Source organism: Polaribacter sp. HaHaR_3_91 (genome assembly GCF_019278525.1).
Lineage (GTDB): Bacteria > Bacteroidota > Bacteroidia > Flavobacteriales > Flavobacteriaceae > Polaribacter.
The window spans coordinates 3,243,360-3,257,158 of record NZ_CP058986.1; the positions used below are offsets into that span (position 1 = coordinate 3,243,360).

Below are 13,799 nucleotides of genomic sequence, written 5' to 3' on the forward strand. Positions count from 1 at the left end.
GCTTTATAGAATCAAATAAACTACCCAACATGAAAAAATTACTACTCCTATTCTTATCATCAATCTTACTAATTTCTTGTAATCAAAAACAAGAAAAACCAATAGACAATACCCAATTTTCTGCAGAAGAAAAAATTGATTCCACTAAAATAAAAACACTATTCAACACTGCTTTAACAGAAGGTAAATCTTATGAATGGTTACGAGATTTAACTCAGAATATTGGTGGTCGTTTGTCCGGTTCTCCAGAAGCTGAAAAGGCCGTTATTTGGGGAGAAGGATTAATGAAAGAAGTTGGTTTAGATTCTGTTTGGCTACAACCTGTTATGGTGCCTCATTGGGTTCGTGGCGAAAAGGAAGTTGCTAATTATGCAATAAACGGTGTTCAAAAAAATGTGCCTATTTGTGCTTTAGGCTTTTCTATTGCAACTTCTAAAGAAGGTGTTTTAGCAGAAGTTATAGAAGTAAAAAGTTTAGAAGAAGCAACAGCTTTAGGCGATAAAATGAAAGGTAAAATCATTTTTTTTAATCGTCCGTTTGATAATACTTTAATAAAAACCTTTGAAGCATATGGAGGTTGTGTAGACCAACGTGTTAAAGGAGCTGCTGTTTGTGGAAACTTTGGTGCAAAAGGTGTAATTGTACGTTCTATGACCAATGCTGTTGATGACTATCCGCATACAGGAACCATGAGTTATGGAGATTTACCTAAAGAAAAACACATACCTACTGCTGCAATAAGCTCTAGAGCTGCAAATATTTTAAGTGATGATTTAAAAGCAAATCCTAATTTAAAATTCTACCTTAAACAAAATTGCGAAACTTTACCAGACGCTCCTTCTTTTAATGTTGTTGGAGAAATTAAAGGTTCTGAAACTCCAGAAAATGTTTTTGTTGTTGGTGGGCATTTAGATTCTTGGGATTTAGCAGAAGGCGCACATGATGATGGTACAGGAATTGTACAATCTTTAGAAGTTGCTTACTTATTTAAAAAAAATAACATTAAGCCTAAAAACACCTTACGAGTTGTCTTTTTTATGAATGAAGAAAACGGAACAAAAGGTGCTAAAAAATATGCTGAATTAGCAAAACTAAACAAAGAAAACCATATTGGAGCTTTAGAATCTGATGGTGGCGGACATACACCTAGAGGTTTTTCTATTGATGCTAATACTGTTAATACAAAATTATTACAAAGCTGGAAAAAACTATTATCGCCTTATGGTTTACACGATTTAGACAAAGGCGGTTCTGGTGCAGATATTAGTCCGCTTAAAGCAGAAAATGTAACCTTGGTTGGTTACAGACCCGATTCTCAACGTTATTTTGATTATCACCATACAAGTACAGATACTTTTGACAAAGTAAACAAACGCGAGTTAGAGTTAGGTAGTGCCTCAATGGCAAGCATTATTTATCTAATGGATAAATATTTATATAACAATACTCCGGTAAAACCGTAATTCCATGGACATTTTCATTCTAATTTTAAAAATATTTTTCGGTATTTTATTCTGCTTCGCAGGAATTATGCACGTTATAAAACCGGATATTTTTAAACACTTTATCCCCGATTTTTTACCGAAACGATTGGTAAATTATATTGCAGGGATTATTGAATTCTGTTTAGGCTTAGGCTTATTTTTTCCATCAACCGTAAAATATGCTGCAATAGGTATTTTTATGCTGATGGTTCTTTTTCTTCCCATTCATATTTGGGACGTTACTAAAGAAAGACCTGCTATTGGATCTAAAAAAATAGCTATTATTAGAATTCCGTTACAATTTTTATTGATGTATTTATCATACCTTATTTATCTAAATTCATAAACCTAGAATAAACCAAAATGAAACAACTTCTTTTCTTTTTCACCATATCAATTGCACTGCTTTCTTGTAATAACAAACAGCAAGCAGATTTAATTGTTATCAATTCAAATGCTTATACTGTTAATAATAATTTTGACAAAGCAGAAGCTTTTGCTATAAAGGGTGGAAAGTTTATTGCTGTAGGAACTTCGAAAGAAATTCAAGAAAAATATCAATCTAAAAATATAGTTGATGCAAAAAATCAAACAATTGTACCTGGTTTAATTGATGCTCATTGTCATTTTTTCAGAATGGGATTACAGCAACAAAAAGTATCTCTAGAAGGCACTAAAAGTTACGATGAAGTTTTAGAGAAGATTGTCGATTTTCAAAAAGAAAAAAACGTCACTTTTATTACGGGTCGTGGATGGGATCAAAACGATTGGGAAGTAAAAGAGTTTCCTACTAAAGAAAAATTAGATCAATTATTTCCAACAACTCCTGTTGCAGTTGGTAGGGTTGATGGACATGCCTTGTTAGTAAATCAAGCTGCATTAAACTTATCTGAGATAACAAAAGACACCAAAGTTTCTGGTGGAGAAATTATTTTGAAAGATGGCGAATTAACTGGAGTCTTAATTGATGCTGCCATGGATTTTATTAAGTTTCCAGAAACTACAAATCAAGAAGCAATTCAAGGATTATTAGATGCTCAAAAAATTTCTTTTTCTTATGGATTAACCACAGTGGATGATGCAGGAATCAACAAAAAAACAATTGAACTAATTGATAGTTTACAACAAGTTGGAAATTTAAAAATGCGTATTTATGCAATGGTTTCTGGCGATAATCAACAAGAAATAGATTATTATATTAACAACGGCATTGTAAAAACTGACAGATTAAACGTTCGTTCTTTTAAAGTGTATGGAGACGGCGCTTTAGGTTCTAGAGGAGCTGCAATGCGCATACCATATTCTGATAGAGAAAACCATTTTGGTGCCTTAATTTATAGCCCAGAGAGATATCAAGAAATTGCAAGACAAATTGCTGCATCCAATTTTCAAATGAACACGCACGCTATTGGAGATTCTGCAAATACTTGGCTTTTAAAAACCTATAAAGAAGTTTTAAAAGATGAAAAAGACAGACGTTGGAGAATAGAACATGCACAAATTATTGCTCCTGATGATTTTAAAAACTTTGATAATATATTACCTTCTGTACAACCAACGCATGCAACTTCAGATATGTATTGGGCAAAAGATAGAATCGGAAAAGAGCGAATAAAAGGTGCTTATGCTTTTAAAGACTTATTAAATACATATGGAAAAATTGCTTTGGGCACCGATTTTCCAGTAGAGCAAGTAAATCCATATTTAACGTTTTACGCTGCTACTATCAGAAAAGACCTCAACAATTATCCTGAAAATGGTTTTCAGATGGAAAATGCCTTAACCAGAGAAGAAACTTTAAAAGGAATGACCATTTGGGCAGCTTATTCTAATTTTGAAGAAGACGAAAAAGGTTCTATTGAAGTTGGTAAATTTGCAGATTTTGTAATTCTAAATCAAGATATTATGAAGGTTAAAGGCAATAATATACCGAATACAAAGGCCGTTTCTACTTTCTTAAATGGTGAAAAAGTTTATTAAAAACACTTTCTAAATTGAATATAAGTTTGATAAAAGACTAAACTTTCTTAATGTTTTTTATCAAACTTTCAGACAAGCTTAACAACCACCTAACCTGTTCAGAGACCATTTGTGTTTCGTGTAATTGAGATCTCATTTCTTTTGTAATAGGCAATCCCTTTGCTATTTCTTTGTCTCTTTGGTTTGATAAACTTTGAAAATAATCATCATAGTTCTTGGCAGCAAAACCTAACTCTTCTGTATCCAAACAAATGGTAGATTCCGAATTATTTAAGAGTTCCATCGCTATTTCTAAATTGGATAAAATGTGCTTAATATAAACTTCAAATTGTTCGGGCACCTTACCTGTTTCATTCGTTCTAATATACATCCCTAAAGAAGAAAGAGAAGACAAATACGTATTAATTATGGTTATAAGTTCATAAAATACTGCAATATTTTCTTGTCTAGATTTTGGTTCTTGTGCTAATCTTTGATACGCCGCATTTAAGTTTCCTACTTGTAAAAAGGCTTCTTTTCTGGCCAAAGCATATACAGTAGGCACTTCTCCTTTCTCGTGATAAAAAATAGCTATTTGTTTTAAAAACTCTGAAAAACCTTCAATTGATTTCGATAAAACTTCCTTAATATTTTTAGCTTCCCAAGCAGGCCAAAAAAGATAATTTGCAACGTATGCTAGCATAGAACCAATAAGAGTATCAATCACCCTAAACTGAATAACCGTTAAAATATTAGGGTGAATTAAAGCATACATAAAAATAACATATAGCGTAATAAAAGCTGCTGCATTTCTATAATTTTCCTTCACTAAAGAAAAACCTATTATTAAAGAAACGGCAGCTATTACAGCATAAATTACTGGATTTTGAGTTAAAAAAATAATTCCAACTCCTACAGCTGCTCCTATTAACGTACCTACTACCCTGTTCTTTGTTCTTTCTTTAGTTAAACCATAACTAGGTCTCATTATAACGACTATCGTTAACAAAATCCAATAAGATTGCTGCATTTCTATAACAAAACCAATAGCAAAACCAATAAGCATGGTAAGCGTTAATCGTAAAGAATGTCTAAAGATAGGTGACTTAAAAGTGAAATTTGCTTTTAGTTTTTTAACATCATAATCTTGAGGCGTTAAAAACTGTTCCGCGTCTTTAATAGCTCTAATTTTATCGTTTTTAGAATAGTTATCTAAAATTCTAACGATATCCATTAAATTACTAATTTGTTTTTCTTGATACGCTTTATAATTTAATAGAAAAATTACTCCTTCTCTAGATTCTGGCAAGCCAATATCTACTTTATAAATTTGAATATGATTTTCTATTTTTTTTATTAAAACCTTAAAATTATTTTTATACGTAAGTTTTTCTTCCTTTAGAATAACTTTTGAAATGTGATTTAGTTTATCTGAAACTTCAAAAATTAAAAGTTTAAACTCATCTACTTTCTCGTGGTGCTCTTTAAATAAAGTATCGAATTTGTCATAATCAATGGCATTTGAAATAGCAAGCTCATAGATTTCAATAATTTTAGAAAAAATTAATTGCTGACGTCTTGTTCTATTACTAAACCCGGAATTGAATCTTTTTTCTAAAACAACTTCCCGAATATTCTCTTGAAGTTCATTAATAGCTGTTTGCAATTTAAAGTTTTCCTTTAAGAGACTTGTTCTATCATTTTCTTCCGCTAACAGTTTTCCTCTTATTTTTATAAATTCTGCTGTTTTCTCCAACAATTCAACAAATAAAAAGTCCGCCTGAACTCTAGGTAATAACAATTGTGTTGAAATTGCTAAAACTAAATACCAAACACCTCCTAAGACAATAAATAATGAATGTTCTAAAATACTAATTTCTGTGCTTTGATGTCCAAAAGCCAAAACCAAAGCAATTAAACCGGATAAGGAAATTAAAGAAGCCCTAAAACCAAATACAGAAATATAAGAAATTAAAAAGACTAAAATGATTAGTAAAGGAACTAAAACAGGAAGGTAATTGTTAAAATAACCAATTAAAAATGTGATAGAGAAAGCTAAAATTAGAGACGCTAACATTCCATAAAACTTATGTTTCACACTACCTGAGACATCTGATGGTGCACATAAAATAGCGCCTAAAGCAACACTAAACCCTACATCAAAACTATCGAAAAAATATACAGAGACAATTACAGCAATTACCATGGCTAAAGCAACTAAAAATGCTTTAATAAAATAAATGCCCTTAAAATATCTAATTAAATTTTTAACCATAATCAAATTAATATTCAAATTTAAGAAGTTTTCTTTCTAACACTAATAATTAAAGGGAATTAAAACAAAAAAATAAGTGAAGTAAAAACACTTGAGAACTTAACATCAATATAAAAAAAGGTTTGTAAAACATAAAATAATTGTCGATCCTAATTATTTAAGAGTAACATTATTATTTATGAAAACCATCACATAAATGTTTATTTTCAGACAAACCACAAGTACACCATGCATAGTTCCCTCCTTCTAATTCTACTGATAGAGATCTATTTTTAGCTCTTTTGGTAATTCCTTATTTATTTTAGTGAATAATATAACAAAATTTCAGGAATAGTTTATAAAATTTTAATTTATAATGATTTTTAATTATTTTATATTAGCCCGAAATTTTAAAACTATAAAATGAAATCCTACTTAACACTTTTTTTATCAGTAATTCTTTTTACCTCTTGTATTAGCGATGATGAAACTACTTGTACACCTCAAACAGATGAAGACATTGTTGAATATATTGAGAGTAAAGACTTAATAACTACAAAGACTGAATCTGGCTTATATTATACTGTAAACAATGAAGGTACAGGAGAAACTCCAACTGAAAATTCTATTGTAGATGTTAAATATAAAACATATTTTTTAGACGGAACTGGTAATGCAGAAAGTGAATCTATCGCTCTAAATTTAAGCACATTAATCCCAGGATTAAGTGAAGGAATTCAACTATTTAAAGAAGGAGGAAGTGGAACTTTAATTATTCCTTCTGAATTAGCTTTTGGAGAATCTGGAAACTCTACTGGATCTATTCCTTGTGGAACTGTTTTAGTTTTTGAAATAGAAGTTTTAGCTGTTCATGATAGTTATGAGGCACAAAATGAAGTTGCTATTTTAAAATATATTGATGACAACGATTTAGATGCTATAAAAACAGAGTCTGGTTTATATTACGTTATAAATACAGAAGGAACAGGAGCACAACCAACAAGTACTTCTAACGTAACTGTTTCTTACAAAGGAACTTTTTTAAACGGAGAGACTTTTGATGAAAGCACTGTGTCTGGAATAGACTTTAATTTAAGTCAAGTAATTGCTGGTTGGACAGAAGGCATTACATACTTTAAAGAAGGTGGAGAAGGCATTCTTTTAGTCCCTTATACTTTGGGTTATGGACAGTACGGAAGTGGCGCTATTCCTGGTTATACTCCTTTAGCCTTTGATGTAAAATTAATTAGCGTTAATAACTAGACTAGTTTTTAAACTACAAAAAAAAGCGAAACTTATTAAGTTTCGCTTTTTTTATGCTTATTATTTATTCACTAATTTAAATCTTGCAATAAAACCTCTACAGCTTTCTTTAACTGATCATCTTCTCCCCTTGCTTTCCATCCCGGTTTATTTTGTACTAAAATATCTGGTACTGCAGGTCCGTTTTCCATATTCATACCAGATTCTTTAACATACCAAGCTCTATAAGGCATTCTAATAGAACCATCTTGCAATCTTTGAGAACCTGTAGAAATTACAGCTCCAAAGGTTGGTTGCCCTACTACTTTACCTAACTTAAAACTTTTAAATGCGTGTGCAAAAATTTCTGCATTAGAATAACTGCTTTCATTTGTTAAAGCAACTAAAGGCTTTGTATTTACAGCCAATAAAGCTCTTTCGTTAAAAGGATAATTGCCAGAGAAATTTTTGTTATCTCTTTGTAAATTATCAGTTGCTCCTCTTGGTACAGTGTAAGAATGTTGTTGCACTGTTAAAACAGCCATTAAACGGTCTGTAGTCCAACCTCCACCATTATTTCTAACATCTATTACAATTCCTTTTTTACCATAACCACTTGCTTTTAACTCTCTTTCAAAACGCTCAAAACTTGGTAAATTCATTCCTTGTATATGAATATATCCTAATTGTCCGTTAGAATATTCATCTACTAACTTTTTTCTAGAGTTTATCCATTCTTCATAACGTAAATTACTAATCGTTCTCGTAGATTCTGTTCTTACCACAATTTCTCTTTTATCAGCTAGATTTAATAAGATTTCATTTTCAGAAGTATTTTTTAACAAACTATAAAAGTTAGTATTTTCTTTAATTTCTACTCCATTTACAGTGGTAATAACATCTCCTTTTTGCAAAGAAACATTGTTTTTTGTTGCTGTAGAGTTTGGTAAGATAAAGTTTATTTTCACTCCTTTTTTTACATTAGAAACATCCAAACCTAATAAACCAATATTATCATTAGAAACTTTTTCTGGCGTTTTACCTCTATATCCCATATGACTTGCATTTAACTGCCCTAACATATTGTTAAACATAAAAGAATAGTCATGTTTACTTTCGGCTGCTAAAACCATTGGTCGGTATCTTTCTACAATTTTATCCCAATTATATCCATGAAACTTAGGATCATAAAAACCTGCAGTAATTGCCCTAACACCTTCTTCAAAAACTTGTTCATTTAGTTTACTAAAGTTTGTTGTATAGGTAGCTGAATGAGAAAATGATAAAACTTTATCAGATTTTAAGTTTAAAGATTTTAACTTTCCTTCTGCAGCATAATATAAATTATCCTTATGTAAACTATAACCGCGTAAACCACCAACACCTTTAACTAATTTTGGTTTGCCTCCTTTTAAGTCTAATTTATACAAACCACTTTCACCTGTTGTTGCATCTAAAGCTGCAATATAAATACTCTTACTATCTGCACTAAAAAATCTTCCGCTTTCATTACCTGCCCAATTTGTTAACTGTACAAGTCTGTCGTAAATTTTATCTTCATCAATTTTTACATCAACAACTTTCTTTTCATCCTTGCTTTTAACATCTTCTTTAGAACTGTAATAATCTCCTTCTTCAAAATCTGTTTTGGTTTTTTCCCAATCAGATTTTTGTAACCAAATCATCCAAGTATCGTAATTAATACCTCCTCTATCTCCTGCTCTATTAGAAACAAAAGAAAGTTTTTTTCCGTCTGGACTCCAAGCCGGAGAAGAATCTGACCTAGGATGCATAGAAACATTTATCTTTTTAGATGGATTTTCTATAGATTGAATATAGATTTCACTATCAAAATTTAAATCATCTTGAGAATATGCAATGTACTTACTGTCCGGGCTCCAGGCTACACCTTCTGCTGCTGCCCATGTATCTGAATAACTTTTAACGTTAACTATTTTACCCTCTTTTAAATCTGCAATTACCAATTGTCCTCTACCAATTCTATAAGAAATTTTCTTTCCGTTTGGCGAAACTAATGGTTCAAAAACATCAATTTTACTTTTTGTTAGTTTTGTAACTTTCGTTTTTAGGCTTCTACTTAAGTTTACTTTATCATCTGTAGAAACAACTTTATATAGCTCATTTTGACCGTTTCTATCTGATAAAAAACCTAATGTATTATCGTCTATCCAAAAAGGATTATCATCTTTAAAAGGATTATTACTAACATTATTTGTTTTCTTTTTATCCTTATTATTTTCTTTCACAAAAATTTCTCCGTTAATACTTAACGCTATTAATTTTCCGTTTGGCGAAACATTTAAATCTTTAATTCCGCTAGAAACCGTCTCTGTTTCTTCTAACTCAAATCTATTATCTGTTGCTAAGTTTAGGTTTATTTTTGATGTTGATCCATTTTCTATTTTAAAAACATCTAATCCGCTGTTGTAAATAATAGTACCATTGTTACTTACAGAGTAAGATAAAACACCATTAACTTTTAAATCTGTTAACTTATTTTCTGTACCATTTTTGCTACCGTTTGTATTTAATAAAGTTTTATAAATATTATATCTACCGCTTTCTGCACCTATATAAAACAAATTGCTTTGCGCATCCCAAAACGGAGAATGATCGTTTTTGTTACTTGTAGTAATTTGATGATATTCTTGGGTCTTTATATTATAAATCCAAATATCTCTTTGTGCAGGACCGTTATAATCTTCTCTAGAAATTCTACAAGTTCCTTTTACAAAAGCAACTAAATTACCGTTAGGCGATATAGAAGCCTGACTACCTAAAGCAGTCATAAAACGATTAGGAGTTTCTCCGTTTTCGTTAATTTTATAAATTGATGTTTCTCTTTCTGTTCCTTTATAAATTCTATTACTTGAAAATATAATTTCTCCATCAGCATTCCACTGACTCGGTGTATCTGTTGTAGGATAGTAGGTTAATTGTTTAGGGATTCCTCCGTTTAAACCTGTTTTAAAAATGTTTGTATTTCCTCTTCTATTAGAAGTAAAAACTAACTGATTACTTTCTGAATTCCATGTAGGACTGGTCTCATAAGCTTGATGAATTGTTAGCCTTTTAGGCTGATTTGTTTTTAAATCGAGAACCCAAATATCACCATCAAAACTAAATGCCATCTTAGAAGCGTCTGGGCTTATAGATGGCATTCTTATTAAGGTGCTTTGAGCAATTAAAACAGTTGTACTAAATAGAACTGCATAAAAAAATAAAGTCTTTTTAATCATTATTACTGAGGTTTTAATGACCAAATTAAACTTTATTAAGTTTATAACGTTTTTTTAAATACTCTTTAAGAAATATTTAAGAGTTTCTTAACTTATTATAGGTTTAATAAAATCATCAATTTTATCAATACCATTTTCTCCTAAGTTCTTTATAAATGCAGAACCAATAATGGTTCCGTTTGAATATTTACAAGCAGTTGTAAAAGTTTGTTTATCAGAAATACCAAAACCAACAATTAAATTACTTTGCAAGTTCATGTTTTTAATTCTTTCGAAATATGCAATTTGTTGATTAGATATATCGCCTTTTGCACCGGTAATAGAAGCAGAAGCAACTACATAAATAAACGCTTTAGAATACGCATCTATTTTTCTAATTCTTTCTTCGGATGTATGCGGAGTAATTAAAAATACACTTGTAATTCCGTATTTTTCAAACAATGCTTTATAATGATTTTCAAACTCTACCATTGGTAAATCTGGAAGAATAACCGTTTCTATACCACAATCTACTACTTTCTGACAAAACTTATCCTCACCATATTTAATCATCTGATTTAAATACCCCATTAAAACTAAAGGTGTTTTATTAGTGTCTTTAATCGTCATTAATTGATCGAATATAATGTCTAAATTAATTCCGTTTTCTAATGCTTTTTGGCTACTTTCTTGTATCGTAGGACCATCTGCTAAAGGATCTGAATATGGTAAACCAACTTCTATAAAATCTACACCACTTTTTTCTAATGCAGTAATTACCTTAGTAGTATCATCTAATTTAGGATAACCACAAGTAAAATAAATCGATAATAAATTTTTCTTTTCCTGAAAGATTGTTTCTAATTTTTTCATGCTAAAATTGGTTCGTTTTTACTTTTTAATTCTTCTTCTACAGCACTCCACAAATTAATTCTTACTTGCAAAGATTCTTTAGCAACCTCTAAAACTTCTTGCCATTTCTTATCGTCATTACCACATAATTCCTCAATCATTTGTAATGATAAAGGTCCGTGTTCATCTCCATCTAACTCAATATGTCTTTCTAAATAATAGATAAAATTATCAAACTTTTTATTACTTTTTAAAGTTGTTTCACCAACAATTTTTAAAAACATATCTGGTATAATATCTTCTCTACCAAATGTAAAAGCTGCTGCAATTTTATGATCTTCTTTAGTATCAATTATTTTAAAAGTATACGCAACAAAGTCTTTTATACTCTTATGAATCGATAATTTTTCAATCGATTTTACAACGTCTTCACCTTTAGAAATTTCATCAATAAAACCTGCTATTTTAGAGCAATCTGCATTCATTTCTTGCATTGCATCTAAATACATTTCATAATGACTTTTTAAAACACCATCTTTATTAACGTCACTTTCTTCTGCCAACGTAATTTCGTTGATAAAACGAACTAAGTTGGTGTTCTTCTTCGGAATCCAAGGAATTGAAACCGTTGTTAAGTTGATTTGCAATGCTTTTAAAAGCGACATAAAATCCCAAACGGCAAAAACATGTGCTTCCATAAAAGTTTTTATATCTTCTATAGAATTTAACTTTTTATAAAGTTGATGGTTCTTTAAATCTTCTCTTAAAGACACCAACTCACTTTCAATATGTGCTATTTTAGAACTCATTATTCTTCTAAATGATTGATAAACGTTTCTAAATCTTTATCTCCTCTACCCGATAAATTAACCACCACAACTTGGTCCTTTTTAAATTTAATTTTTGATAAAACAGCCAAAGCATGCGCACTTTCTAAGGCAGGAATAATTCCCTCAATTCTAGTTAATTCATATGCTGCTGCCAATGCTTCTTTATCTGTAGCATCCATAAACTTAGCTCTTTTACTTTCGTATAAAAACGCATGTAAAGGGCCAACTCCCGGATAATCTAAACCTGCTGAAATAGAATAAGGTTCAACAATTTGTCCGTATTCATCTTGCATTAAAATGGTTTTAGAACCATGAATAATTCCTACTTGTCCTAATTGAGAAGTGGCAGCACTTTCACCAGAATTAACTCCTAAACCAGAAGCCTCTACTGCTATTAGTTCTACCTCTTCATCATCCATATAGTGATAAAAAGCCCCAGCAGCATTAGATCCTCCACCAACACAAGCTATAATTGTATCCGGATTTTCTTTACCTGTTTTCTCTTTTAGCTGCCATTTCATTTCTTCTGAAATTACTGCTTGTAAACGTGCAACCATATCTGGGTACGGATGCGGACCAACTACAGAACCAATTAAGTAAAACGTTTCTGGATGCTGAATCCAATACCTTATCGCTTCATTTGTTGCGTCTTTTAAAGTTCTACTTCCGCTTAAAGCAGGAATTACTTTTGCACCCAACATTTTCATACGTGCAACATTTGGCGCTTGACGCTCAATGTCTTTTTCTCCCATAAAAACAGTACACTCTAAGCCCATTAAAGCACAAACTGTAGCGGTAGCGACACCATGTTGCCCTGCACCTGTTTCTGCTATAATCTTAGTTTTCCCTAATTTCTTAGCAACCAAAATCTGACCAATCGTATTGTTTACTTTATGTGCTCCTGTATGGTTTAAATCTTCTCGTTTTAAATAAATAAAAGCACCGTATTTTTCTGACAAACGTTTTGCCAAATACAACGGACTTGGGCGACCAACGTAATCTTTTAATAAGGATTTATATTCTTCTTGAAACTCTTCCGATTCTAAAATTTGAAGGTAATTATCTTCTAACTCCTTTACATTCGGATATAACAATTCTGGGATAAAAGCACCTCCAAATTGTCCGTAATAACCATTTTTGTCTGGGTGAAATTTTGATTTCATATCTTAAATTGTGTAATTGTTTATTTGTTTAATCGTGTAATTGTTGATGTGCTTTTTTACACAATTCAACTTTTACACAATTACCTAGATATTTTATTTTTAAATTTTTCTAACTCTTCTATTTTCTTAACTCCTGGTTTACTTTCAAATTTACTATTTACATCTAAAGCGTAAATTGGTAAATTAGATTTCAATATTTTTTGTACTTCTTCTACATCTTCTAAACCGATTCCTCCACTTAAAAAGAAAGGTTTTTCAAAAGGATATTTTTCTAAAACAGACCAATCAAATTTTGTTCCGTTTCCGCCTCTTTCTTTACCTTTAGTATCAAACAGAAAGAAATCTACAACTTCTAAATAAGGCTTCAAAACATCAAAATTAAATTCGTCTTTAATTCCGAATACTTTAATAACCTCAACTTCATTTTTAGAAATGTAGTGTTTGTTTTTTTGCTTTTTTATCGTCTTGTTTTCTTCAATAAACAAAACTCTATTTTCTGCTAATTGCTTTTTTAAATTGATAACATATTCAACAGATTCATCTCCGTGTAACTGAATAGCTTCTAATCTATATTCTTCAACTAAAGAAATAACAATCTCTATATATTCATTTACAAAAACACCCGTTTTTTTTATCGAATTAGAAAATTCTGGAATAATTCCTTCAAAATTTCTTTTTGATTTTTCATAGAAAATAAAGCCCAAATAATCAGGTTGCAACGCTGCAACTTGTTGGATATTTTCGGTGAATTTCATTCCGCAAACTTTCAGTTTCAT

At 30.7% G+C, this 13,799-nt stretch carries 11 protein-coding genes; 4 read left to right on the forward strand and 7 right to left on the reverse strand.

Features of this window, described 5'->3' with window-relative positions:
- Nucleotides 1–29: 29 nt before the first annotated feature.
- The 3 genes from H0I27_RS13720 to H0I27_RS13730 are packed head-to-tail and all read left to right on the forward strand — an operon-like array spanning nt 30 to nt 3,464.
- Nucleotides 30–1,463 carry a M20/M25/M40 family metallo-hydrolase gene (locus tag H0I27_RS13720; RefSeq protein ID WP_218731194.1) on the forward strand — a complete coding sequence of 478 codons (1,434 nt, stop codon included), beginning with the start codon at nt 30–32 and terminating at the stop codon, nt 1,461–1,463.
- 4 nt (nt 1,464–1,467) lie between these two features.
- Nucleotides 1,468–1,830: a MauE/DoxX family redox-associated membrane protein gene (locus H0I27_RS13725; protein WP_218731195.1), complete on the forward strand. Its 363-nt coding sequence runs from the start codon at nt 1,468–1,470 to the stop codon at nt 1,828–1,830.
- 17 nt (nt 1,831–1,847) lie between these two features.
- Nucleotides 1,848–3,464 carry an amidohydrolase gene (locus H0I27_RS13730; RefSeq protein ID WP_218731196.1) on the forward strand — a complete coding sequence of 539 codons (1,617 nt, stop codon included), beginning with the start codon at nt 1,848–1,850 and terminating at the stop codon, nt 3,462–3,464.
- A 37-nt stretch (nt 3,465–3,501) separates the two neighbouring features.
- Here H0I27_RS13730 and H0I27_RS13735 read toward each other — a convergent pair whose 3' ends face one another.
- Both H0I27_RS13735 and H0I27_RS17765 read right to left on the reverse strand, forming a co-directional pair.
- On the reverse strand, nt 3,502–5,718 hold the full coding sequence (locus H0I27_RS13735; protein WP_218731197.1) for an FUSC family membrane protein: 2,217 nt from the start codon (nt 5,716–5,718) through the stop codon (nt 3,502–3,504).
- A 172-nt stretch (nt 5,719–5,890) separates the two neighbouring features.
- Nucleotides 5,891–6,007: a CDGSH iron-sulfur domain-containing protein gene (locus H0I27_RS17765; protein WP_218733904.1), complete on the reverse strand. Its 117-nt coding sequence runs from the start codon at nt 6,005–6,007 to the stop codon at nt 5,891–5,893.
- A 113-nt stretch (nt 6,008–6,120) separates the two neighbouring features.
- Here H0I27_RS17765 and H0I27_RS17770 point away from each other — a divergent pair, with 113 nt between their 5' ends.
- A complete protein-coding gene (locus H0I27_RS17770; protein ID WP_368407320.1) occupies nt 6,121–6,960 on the forward strand; it encodes an FKBP-type peptidyl-prolyl cis-trans isomerase in 840 nt (279 codons plus the stop codon).
- Nucleotides 6,961–7,031: 71 nt separating this feature from the next.
- On the opposite strand, the gene H0I27_RS13750 is transcribed toward H0I27_RS17770, so the two are convergent.
- The 5 genes from H0I27_RS13750 to H0I27_RS13770 all read right to left on the reverse strand — a co-directional run bounded on the left by H0I27_RS13750 (nt 7,032) and on the right by H0I27_RS13770 (nt 13,799).
- Nucleotides 7,032–10,199, reverse strand: a complete 3,168-nt coding sequence (locus tag H0I27_RS13750; protein WP_218731198.1) for a S41 family peptidase — start codon at nt 10,197–10,199, stop codon at nt 7,032–7,034.
- A gap of 87 nt (nt 10,200–10,286) precedes the next feature.
- Complete coding sequence (gene trpA / locus H0I27_RS13755; protein WP_218731199.1) at nt 10,287–11,051, reverse strand: tryptophan synthase subunit alpha; 765 nt, start codon at nt 11,049–11,051, stop codon at nt 10,287–10,289.
- On the reverse strand, nt 11,048–11,839 hold the full coding sequence (locus H0I27_RS13760; RefSeq protein ID WP_218731200.1) for a DUF3050 domain-containing protein: 792 nt from the start codon (nt 11,837–11,839) through the stop codon (nt 11,048–11,050). The genes trpA and H0I27_RS13760 overlap by 4 nt, the downstream gene beginning before the upstream one ends.
- The gene (gene trpB / locus H0I27_RS13765) at nt 11,839–13,023 is read right to left on the reverse strand and encodes a tryptophan synthase subunit beta (RefSeq protein WP_218731201.1); all 1,185 of its coding nucleotides are present in this window, start codon (nt 13,021–13,023) and stop codon (nt 11,839–11,841) included. The genes H0I27_RS13760 and trpB overlap by 1 nt, the downstream gene beginning before the upstream one ends.
- 80 nt (nt 13,024–13,103) lie before the next feature.
- Nucleotides 13,104–13,799 carry a phosphoribosylanthranilate isomerase gene (locus H0I27_RS13770; protein WP_218731202.1) on the reverse strand — a complete coding sequence of 232 codons (696 nt, stop codon included), beginning with the start codon at nt 13,797–13,799 and terminating at the stop codon, nt 13,104–13,106.

What these genes read in the sequence shown, in the direction of transcription:
- H0I27_RS13720 (WP_218731194.1), top strand. Translation starts at nt 30, where the DNA reads ATGAAAAAATTACTACTCCTATTCTTATCATCAATCTTACTAATTTCT.
- H0I27_RS13725 (WP_218731195.1), top strand. Translation starts at nt 1,468, where the DNA reads ATGGACATTTTCATTCTAATTTTAAAAATATTTTTCGGTATTTTATTC.
- H0I27_RS13730 (WP_218731196.1), top strand. Translation starts at nt 1,848, where the DNA reads ATGAAACAACTTCTTTTCTTTTTCACCATATCAATTGCACTGCTTTCT.
- H0I27_RS13735 (WP_218731197.1), bottom strand. Translation starts at nt 5,718, where the DNA reads ATGGTTAAAAATTTAATTAGATATTTTAAGGGCATTTATTTTATTAAA.
- H0I27_RS17770 (WP_368407320.1), top strand. Translation starts at nt 6,121, where the DNA reads ATGAAATCCTACTTAACACTTTTTTTATCAGTAATTCTTTTTACCTCT.
- H0I27_RS13750 (WP_218731198.1), bottom strand. Translation starts at nt 10,199, where the DNA reads ATGATTAAAAAGACTTTATTTTTTTATGCAGTTCTATTTAGTACAACT.
- trpA (WP_218731199.1), bottom strand. Translation starts at nt 11,051, where the DNA reads ATGAAAAAATTAGAAACAATCTTTCAGGAAAAGAAAAATTTATTATCG.
- H0I27_RS13760 (WP_218731200.1), bottom strand. Translation starts at nt 11,839, where the DNA reads ATGAGTTCTAAAATAGCACATATTGAAAGTGAGTTGGTGTCTTTAAGA.
- trpB (WP_218731201.1), bottom strand. Translation starts at nt 13,023, where the DNA reads ATGAAATCAAAATTTCACCCAGACAAAAATGGTTATTACGGACAATTT.
- H0I27_RS13770 (WP_218731202.1), bottom strand. Translation starts at nt 13,799, where the DNA reads ATGAAACTGAAAGTTTGCGGAATGAAATTCACCGAAAATATCCAACAA.